Below are 3,512 nucleotides of genomic sequence, written 5' to 3'. Positions count from 1 at the left end.
TCCGTCCCCTCCGTCCCCCTCGGCCGCCGACGCCACGGCCGGCGCCGCGCGCCGCGCCACGGACCCCGGCGGCGCCCGCGCGAGGCTCGGCCGGATCCTCCAGCACGGCGGGTGGTTCGTCGCGCCGTTCCTCGTCTTCTACGCCCTCTTCCTCCTCTGGCCGCTGGTGTCGGGGATCTGGTACAGCCTCAACGAGACCAACCTGGCGGGCATCAACAGCGAGTTCATCGGCCTCGACAACTACCGCGAGGCCCTGGGCGACGACCAGATGTGGGACTCGCTGGGCAACACCCTCACCTTCACGGCGATGATCACCCCGCTGATCGTGGTGGCGGCCTTCGGCCTCGCCCTGCTGGCCCACAACATCAGGCGCGGCAAGTGGTTCTGGCGGCTGGCGTTCTTCGCGCCGTTCCTGCTGCCCTCCGCCGTCATGGCCGAACTGTGGCGCTGGCTCTACGAGCCGGACTACGGCCTCCTCAACAACACCCTGGACCACCGCGTGCCCTGGCTGCTCGAAGGCGACTGGGCCATGTTCTCCATGGTGCTCGCCACGCTCTGGTGGACCGTCGGCTTCAGCTTCCTGCTCTACCTGGCCGCGCTCCAGTCCATCCCCGACCACCTCTACGAGGCCGCCGCCCTGGACGGCGCGGGCGCGCTGAAGCGGATGTGGCACATCACCGTCCCGATGGTCCGCAACATCACCGGACTCATCGTCGTGCTCCAGATCCTCGCCTCGCTCCAGGTGTTCGACCAGATCTTCCTGATCAACGAGGGCGGCCCCAACAACGAGACCAGGCCGGTGGTGCAGTACATCATCACGCAGGGCTTCACCGGCTACCGGATCGGCTACGCCTCCGCCATCTCCTACATCGTCTTCGTCCTGATCGTCGCGGTCACGCTGCTGCGCCTGTGGATGGTCCGCAACCGCACCGAGGAGAACGCCCGATGAGCACCGCCCGCGCCTCCGCGCCGACGCGGACACCGACGCCGACGCCGACGCGGACACCGACGCCGCCCGTCCCGTTCACGGTCAGACTGCGGCGCAACGCCGGGCAGATCGTGCTCACGGCCATCGGGTCGGCCCTGGCCGCGCTGTGGCTGGTGCCGTTCGCCTGGGCGCTGTCCACCTCGTTCAAGCCGGAGGGCGACACCCAGAAGCTGCCGCTGAAGTGGATCCAGTCGAACATGAACCTGGACGCCTACCGCAGCGTCCTCGGCGTGGGCGACATCCCCAAGTGGCTGGTCAACTCGGTCATCGTCTCCACCGGCGTCACCGTGCTGACCGTCATCGTCTCGGCGCTCGCCGCCTACGGCTTCGCCCGCACCCGGTTCCGCTTCCGCGGCGCGCTGTTCGGGCTCACGCTGGCCGGGATCATGGTGCCGGGCACGGTCATCACGGCGCCGCTGTTCGCCAACGTCCGCTCGCTGGGCATGGTGGACACCTACTGGGGCGTCATCCTGCCGCAGGTCTCGGCCCCGGCGATGGTCTTCATCCTCTACAAGTTCTTCCAGGGCGTGCCCAGGGAGCTGGAGGAGGCCGCCACCCTCGACGGCGCGGGGCGGTGGCGGATCTTCCTGGGCATCGTGATGCCGCTCTCCCGGCCCGTGCTGGCCGCCGTCTCGATCTTCACCTTCATCGGGGCCTGGAACAACTTCATGTGGCCCTACCTCGTCACCACCGACCCGGACCTCGCGACGCTGCCCGTCGGGCTCGCCACCGTGCAGTCCTCGTTCGGCATCCGCTGGGCCCAGCTGATGGCGGGCGCCCTGCTGGCCGCGCTGCCGCTGCTGATCGTCTTCGTCCTCTTCCAGCGGCAGATCGTGCGCGGCGTCGCGCACACCGGCATCGCGGGGCAGTGAACGGGAGACGGGTGCGGCGGGGCCGTCCGTGGTGTTGACGGCGAACGACCCCGCTTCTACCGTTTGTTCGCAGCTACGACCGCCGTACGAAATCTCGACCAGGGAACCGCATGAGCGACGCACCGCATTCCGCCCGTTTCACCCTCGACCCCGACTTCGCCGTCTCCGCCGTCGACCCGCGCCTGTTCGGCTCCTTCGTGGAGCACCTGGGCCGCTGCGTCTACACCGGCATCTACGAGCCGGGCCACCCCACCGCGGACGAGGCCGGGCTGCGCGGGGACGTGCTGGACCTGATCCGGGAGCTCGGCGTCACGGCCCTGCGCTACCCGGGCGGCAACTTCGTCTCCGGCTACAAGTGGGAGGACGGCGTCGGCCCCAAGGACCAGCGCCCGCGCCGCCTCGACCTGGCCTGGCGTTCCACCGAGACCAACCAGTTCGGGCTCAGCGAGTTCGTCGACTTCGTGCGCAAGGTCGGCGGCGAGCCGATGCTCGCGATCAACCTGGGCACCCGCGGCGTCGCCGAGGCCATCGAGCTCCAGGAGTACGCCAACCACCCCGGCGGCACCGAGCTGTCGGAGCGCCGCATCGCCCACGGCGACAAGGACCCGTTCGGCATCCGCCTGTGGTGCCTGGGCAACGAGCTCGACGGCCCCTGGCAGACCGGCCACAAGACCGCCGACGAGTACGGCAGGCTCGCCGCCGAGACCGCCCGCGCCATGCGGCAGATCGACCCCGACCTCGAACTGGTCGCCTGCGGCAGCTCCGGGCAGAAGATGGCGACGTTCGCCGAGTGGGAGGCGTCGGTCCTCACCCACTCCTACGACCTGGTCGACCACATCTCGCTGCACGCCTACTACCAGGAGCACGACGGCGACCGCGACTCGTTCCTCGCCTCCGCCGCCGACACCGAGTCGTTCATCGAGAACGTCGTGGCCACCTGCGACCACATCGGCGCCCGGCTGAAGTCGAAGAAGCGGATCAACCTCTCGTTCGACGAGTGGAACGTCTGGTACCAGGACGGCAGCGCCCCCACCCTCTCCGGCGAGGGCCGCGGCGAGGACTGGGCGGAGGCCCCGCGGCTGCTGGAGGACAACTACAGCGTCACCGACGCCGTCGTCTTCGGCTCGCTGCTGATCGCCCTGCTGCGCCACGCGGACCGCGTGAAGGTCGCGTGCCTCGCCCAGCTGGTCAACGTCATCGCCCCCATCGCCACCGAGCCCGGCGGCGCGGCCTGGCGGCAGACGACGTTCTACCCGTTCGCCCAGGCGTCGGCGCACGGGCGCGGGACGGTGCTCGACGTGCGGCCCGAGAGCCCCACCCACACCACCGCGCGCCACGGCGAGGTGGACCTGCTGCACGCCACCGCCGTGCGCGACGAGGAGACCGGCACCGTCACCGTCTTCGCCGTCAACCGCGACCAGACCCGCCCGCTGCCGCTGGAGGTCACCCTCCACGGCCTGGACCTGACCCGGGTCGTCGAGCACAGCGTGCTGTCCGACGCCGACCCCGACGCCCGCAACACGGCCGCCGAGCCCGACCGCGTCACGCCCCACGACGGCGTCCGCACGGACCTGGCGGGCGGCGTCCTCACCGCCGCGCTCGAACCCCTCTCCTGGAACGTGATCCGGCTCGCCTGACCCCGGCCCCTGACC

Annotated in this window: 3 protein-coding genes; all 3 read left to right on the top strand. The window is 70.5% G+C overall.

Features of this window, described 5'->3' with window-relative positions; genetic code table 11:
- Positions 1 to 949, top strand: a 949-nt coding sequence (locus ADY01_RS34105; protein ID WP_234320522.1) for a carbohydrate ABC transporter permease, incomplete at its 5' end; no start/stop codon positions are given.
- Positions 946 to 1,860 carry a carbohydrate ABC transporter permease gene (locus ADY01_RS34100; protein ID WP_078900845.1) on the top strand — a complete coding sequence of 305 codons (915 nt, stop codon included), beginning with the start codon at positions 946 to 948 and terminating at the stop codon, positions 1,858 to 1,860. The genes ADY01_RS34105 and ADY01_RS34100, both read left to right, overlap by 4 nt.
- Before the next feature lie 110 nt (positions 1,861 to 1,970).
- The gene (locus ADY01_RS34095) at positions 1,971 to 3,497 is read left to right on the top strand and encodes an alpha-N-arabinofuranosidase (RefSeq protein ID WP_049580648.1); all 1,527 of its coding nucleotides are present in this window, start codon (positions 1,971 to 1,973) and stop codon (positions 3,495 to 3,497) included.
- The last annotated feature ends 15 nt before the right edge of the window (positions 3,498 to 3,512 follow it).

Origin of the sequence: Streptomyces sp. SBT349, assembly GCF_001083795.1 — a bacterium.
GTDB lineage: Bacteria > Actinomycetota > Actinomycetes > Streptomycetales > Streptomycetaceae > Streptomyces.
The sequence above is the reverse complement of the archived record's forward strand: the minus strand, read 5'-3'. Positions and strand labels throughout refer to the sequence as shown.

Bases quoted from the DNA above. Each gene is read 5' to 3' on its own strand.
- ADY01_RS34095 (WP_049580648.1), top strand. From the start codon at position 1,971: ATGAGCGACGCACCGCATTCCGCCCGTTTCACCCTCGACCCCGACTTC.
- ADY01_RS34100 (WP_078900845.1), top strand. From the start codon at position 946: ATGAGCACCGCCCGCGCCTCCGCGCCGACGCGGACACCGACGCCGACG.